At 63.6% G+C, this 4489-nt stretch carries 5 protein-coding genes; 1 reads left to right on the top strand and 4 read right to left on the bottom strand.

All coding sequences use genetic code 11. The annotated features are described in order from the left end of the window. On the top strand, positions 1–1554 hold a 1554-nt coding region (locus VKV28_12220; GenBank protein HLH77563.1), incomplete at its 5' end, for an efflux RND transporter permease subunit. A gap of 130 nt (positions 1555–1684) precedes the next feature. Here VKV28_12220 and ruvB read toward each other — a convergent pair. The 4 genes from ruvB to VKV28_12200 form a co-directional block, all read right to left on the bottom strand. Further along, entirely contained in the window at positions 1685–2716 is a 1032-nt protein-coding gene (gene ruvB / locus VKV28_12215) for a Holliday junction branch migration DNA helicase RuvB (protein ID HLH77562.1), read from the bottom strand. Beyond that, on the bottom strand, positions 2706–3311 hold the full coding sequence (gene ruvA / locus VKV28_12210; GenBank protein ID HLH77561.1) for a Holliday junction branch migration protein RuvA: 606 nt from the start codon (positions 3309–3311) through the stop codon (positions 2706–2708). The genes ruvB and ruvA overlap by 11 nt, the downstream gene beginning before the upstream one ends. Next, a complete protein-coding gene (gene ruvC / locus VKV28_12205; protein HLH77560.1) occupies positions 3308–3835 on the bottom strand; it encodes a crossover junction endodeoxyribonuclease RuvC in 528 nt (175 codons plus the stop codon). Before ruvC ends, ruvA begins: the two co-directional genes overlap by 4 nt. Before the next feature lie 64 nt (positions 3836–3899). Then, positions 3900–4489: YebC/PmpR family DNA-binding transcriptional regulator (locus VKV28_12200; protein ID HLH77559.1), on the bottom strand; the 590-nt coding region annotated here is incomplete at its 5' end.

The raw sequence follows: 4489 nt of genomic DNA, 5'->3' as shown, positions 1-4489 counted from the left end.
TACGGCGGACTGGTTTATCTCACCTACACAATGTTCAACCTGGTCCCTACCGGCTACATCCCGACCCAGGATCAGGGCTTCCTGCTGGTCAACGTGCAGATGCCCGACGCCTCCTCGTTGCAACGCACCGACGCCGTAATGCGCCATCTGTCGGCGCTGGCGATGCAGACCCGCGGTATCGACGAGTCCTTTGCGATCTCTGGCTTCTCGGTCTTGAGTCGAGCCAATTCCTCGGCCGCTGGCTTGTTGTTCCTGCGGTTGATTCCTTTCTCGCAGCGCGCAGGGCGAGCCGACCTGAGCGCGCTGGCGATCGCCAACCGCCTGACCCGCAAATATCACAGCGTGATTGGCGGCCAATCGATCGTCTTGCTGCCACCGCCGGTAATGGGCTTGGGAAACGCTGGCGGGTTTACGATGGAAGTCGAGGATCGTTCCGGCAGCGCAACCCCTCAACAGCTTCAGGAAGCTACTCAGCGGCTCATCGCCGCCGCCCGCAAACGACCCGAACTCAGCTTCCTGTTCACGACTTTCCGCGCCAGCGTGCCGCAACTTTATGCCAACGTGGACCGAGTCAAAGCTAAGAAACAAAACGTTTCGGTCAGCGACGTGTTCCAGGCCCTGCAGGTCTATTTGGGCGGCTTCTATATCAACGACTTCAACTACCTGGGCCGTACTTGGCATGTGATGGCACAAGCCGATGCGCCCTACCGCGCGACTCCGGCGCAGGTGGCTCGCCTGGAAACCCGCAACGCGGCTGGCCAGATGGTGCCGCTGGGGGCCGTGGCTCAACTCCAACCGATGGCCGGGCCCGATCGACTGCAACGCTATGATCTCTACACCGCCGCCGATATCGAGGGCGCCGCGGCGCCCGGCTACAGCAGCGGCCAAGCGCTGGCCGCGATGGAACAAGAGGCTAACGCCATTTTACCCCGCCAGTACGGCTTCGACTGGACCGATCTGGCCTTTCAGGAGAAGGCTGCCAGCGGGATGGCCTTTCTGATTTTCCCCCTGTGCGTGCTGTTCGTGTGGCTGACGCACTCGGCCGAGTATGAGAGCTTCGCGCTCTCCACCGCGATCATTCTGATCGTTCCGATGTGCCTGTTGTGCGGGATAAGCGCGGTATGGGCCCGGCATCTGGAAAACAACATCTTCACTCAGATAGGCTTCGTGGTGCTGGCCGGGATGAGCGTCAAAAACGCGGTGCTGATCGTGGAGTTCGCCAAGCAGCAGGAGGAGCACCATCCCGGCATCCATCCCGCCGATGCCGTGGTCGAGGCCGCCACCCTGCGCCTGCGGCCGATCCTCATGACCAGCTTCGCCTTCGTCTTTGGCGTCATCCCACTGATCACCGCCAGCGGAGCGGGGGCCGAAATGCGTCAGGCCTTAGGCACGGTGGTATTTTTCGGGATGCTGGGAGTGACTTTCTTTGGCGTTTTTCTGACGCCGGTCTTTTATTTGGTGATTCGCCGCCTTACTAGCCTGTTTCATGTCGCACCCCACGCGATAAGCGCCGAGGGCGCGCTACCCGACCGGCGCGTCGCCGGCCGCCGCTAGCCGGATCGGCTTACAGGCTCCGCGGGCCACCTTCTCCCCCCATCTCCCTTGGGAAGCCGGCTTTTACACGTAGCTCGCGCCCAGCCACCAGCGTGCCAGCGGTCTCGCAACTCGAGTTTCACGCAACCGGCTAAAGCAGGCTGCCCTGGCGGGTACGCCCCAGATGCTGATAGGCGCGCGTCGTCGCCATTCGCCCCTTGGCGGTGCGCGCGATAAAACCCTCTTGCAAGAGGTACGGCTCGTAAACCTCTTCGATAGTGTCGCGCTCCTCGCCGATCGCCGCGGCCAGACTGTCCACGCCCACCGGCCCGCCGCCAAACTTCTCGATAATCGCCAGCAAGATGGCGCGATCCATCTGATCGAAGCCGCAACCGTCGATCTCCAGCAGCTCCAAGCAGCCCAACGCGACCTGCGGCGTAATTGTTGCCGCGCCGACGACCTGGGCATAATCACGGACCCGCCGCAGCAGTCGATTGGCAATCCGCGGCGTGCCGCGCGAACGCGCGGCCAACTCCGCCGCGCCCTGAGAATCGATCGCGACCTTGAGCAGCCCCGCCGAGCGGCGAACGATTTCGGCCAAATCGGCAGTTTGGTAGAACTCAAGATGGAAATGCTGGCCGAAGCGATCGCGCAGCGGCGAGCTGAGCATCCCCGAGCGAGTGGTCGCGCCGATCAGGGTGAACGGCTTGACCGCCAGTGGCATCGCCCGCGCCCCCGGCCCTTTGCCCACCATGATATGGAGGGTGAAGTCTTCCATCGCCGGATAAAGGATCTCCTCGGCCGGCTTGGCCAGCCGATGAATCTCATCAATAAACAGAACGTCGCCGCGGTTGAGGTCGGCTACCAGCGCGACCAAATCGCCAGCGCGTTCGATGGTGGGCCCCGAGGTCTGGCGAAAGTTAACTCCCAGCTCGCGCGCGATTATTTGGGCCAGCGAGGTCTTGCCCAGGCCGGGCGGCCCCGACAGCAGCACGTGGTCAAGCACGTCGCCGCGGGCGCGGGTGGCCTGGATAGAGAGTCCTAGAACTTTCTTGAGCCGCTCTTGGCCGATGAAGTCGCTCAGCAGGCGGGGACGCAGCGAAAGGTCAAGCGTCTCGTCCTCTTCGCCGTGACTGGCGCGCGCCAGCGGCGCGGCGCGCCCCTTGGGTCCCTCAGCGCTCACCGGCCAACACCGCCAAGGCCTTGCGCAGGAGTGGTTCCAACTCCTCGCCGGGATCGGTAGCAGCGGGAGCCACGCTTTCCAAAGCCGCTTTGGCTTGGGCCGGACGATAGCCCAGGTTGATGAGGGCCGACAAGGCGTCCTCCAGCAGGCCGCCGCTGTGGCCCACCGCGGGCAGGGGCGCGATGGCGCGCAGTTCGGACGCCTTGTCGCGCAGTTCGCGCACGATGCGCTCGGCCACCTTGGCACCTACTCCCTTGACCGCTTCCAGCCGCGCCGCATCCTCGCGTCCGATCGCCGCCACCAGTTCGTCGGGAGCCAGATTGGAGAGTATCGCCAACGCCAGCTTGGGGCCCACATGTTGCACCCCCATGAGCAGGTCGAAGGCGCGCTTTTCCCCGCTGCTGAGAAAGCCGTATAGCTGCCAGGAATCCTCGCGGATAACCTGACGCACCTCCAACAGGACCGGTCCACCGACGGCAGGCAAGCGATGGTAGGTGCTCAGCGGGATCAACAGCTCGTAGCCCACCCCGGCGGTTTCCACGATCACGCGATCGGGGGCGCGAAGCTGAAGCTTGCCGTGAATGGTCGCGATCATTGCAGCTCCACACGCAGAGGTTTGCGCCGCCGGCTGGTAGCCAACGCACCCCAGCGCGTGCGCCCCAGATGACACATGGCCAGGGCGAGAGCATCGGCGGCATCGTCGGTCAGCGCCATCTCGTCATCCAGTTGCAGGGCGCGGCGTACCATGAACTTGACCTGGGCCTTATCGGCGCGGCCATGGCTGGCCACCGCCAGCTTGACCTGGGCGGGAGCGTATTCGAACAGCGGCAACTCGCAACTGGCAGCGGCCAGCAGCGCCAGAGCGCGGACCTCACCCAGGCGAAACGCGCTTTGCACGTTGCTGGCCACGAAGCTGCGCTCCAGACTCATCGCGTCAGGCGCATGCTTGCGAATCAAAGCGCATAGATGCTGATAAATGTTGAGCAGCTTGTCGCCATACCCAAGGGAAGGCGAGTTGCGAATGACGCCTGCAGCAATGAAGCTCAAACGCCCCTGCTCGCCCCGCACCAACCCATAACCGGTAACCACGCTGCCCGGATCCACTCCGATCACCCGCATCCGCCCCTCCCAGACTGCGTTAGGCTGCCCGCCGCTCCGTAGCGGTACGCCGCTGCGCCGCCGCCTAAGCGGCGGAAAATTGCGCCATTTCCTCGGCGTCCATCTCGAAGTTGGAAGCCACGCTCTGCACGTCGTCATGGTCTTCCAACTCTTCCAACAACTTCAGCACCTGCTCGGCGTGGCGGCCGGTGACGTGCACCGTGTTCTCGGCCACTAGCCCGACTTCGCCGTCGGCAATTGGGATGTTGGCTCGCTCCAGCGCCTCGCGCACGCTAGTGTAGGCCTCAGGGCTGGTGGTGATTTCATAAACCTCGGGATCATCGATACTGACGTCGTCGGCGCCCGCCTCCAAACTGAGCTCGATCAGCCGATCTTCGTCCACCGCCTGCCGTTCCACGCTCAGCGTGCCGCGCTTCTTGAACATCCAACTCACGCATCCGGCCTCGCCCAAGGCACCACCATGGCGGGTAAAGATCGAGCGCACCTCGGCCACCGTGCGATTGCGGTTGTCGGTAAAAGCTTCAGTAATAATCGCCACTCCGCCCGGCCCGTAGCCCTCGTACACCACCGCTTCCAATTGCGCTCCGCCCAGCTCGCCGGTGCCCTTTTTGATGGCGCGGTCGATATTGTCGTTGGGCATCGATTGGGCCTTGG

The organism is Candidatus Binataceae bacterium (genome assembly GCA_035294265.1).
In the GTDB taxonomy this organism is placed as follows: Bacteria; Desulfobacterota; Binatia; order Binatales; family Binataceae; genus DATGLK01.
This window is presented reverse-complemented; position numbering and strand designations above follow the sequence as displayed.

Bases quoted from the DNA above. Each gene is read 5' to 3' on its own strand.
- ruvA (HLH77561.1), bottom strand. From the start codon at position 3,311: ATGATCGCGACCATTCACGGCAAGCTTCAGCTTCGCGCCCCCGATCGC.
- ruvC (HLH77560.1), bottom strand. From the start codon at position 3,835: ATGCGGGTGATCGGAGTGGATCCGGGCAGCGTGGTTACCGGTTATGGG.